Raw genomic sequence first — 259 nt, 5'->3', positions numbered from 1 at the left:
ATAAAACGATCAGTCTAATTAACCATACCCTTAATGCACAACAGATCTGGAATGCCCGGATATTGAGGGAGATCACCTTTGAAGTCTGGCAAATTAATCCCTTTGAATCTCTGGTAGAAATCAATCACGAGAATTTTCTTAAAAGCATTGATATTATCACCAATTTTGATCTCGCAAAGAGAATAGAATATCAGAATTCGAGAGGAACGAAATTTGAGAATAGTATTTTTGAAATGCTTTTTCATGCAGTGAATCACTC

The 259-nt window shown here is 34.7% G+C and carries 1 pseudogene; it reads left to right on the top strand.

Annotation, left to right across the window (positions count from 1 at the left end):
• Window positions 1-259 (top strand): annotated as a pseudogene (locus SB679_RS25085) (damage-inducible protein DinB); the annotation flags it as partial.

This window comes from Chryseobacterium sp. SIMBA_029, assembly GCF_046535275.1.
In the GTDB taxonomy this organism is placed as follows: domain Bacteria; phylum Bacteroidota; class Bacteroidia; order Flavobacteriales; family Weeksellaceae; genus Chryseobacterium.
The sequence above is the reverse complement of the archived record's forward strand: the minus strand, read 5'-3'. Positions and strand labels throughout refer to the sequence as shown.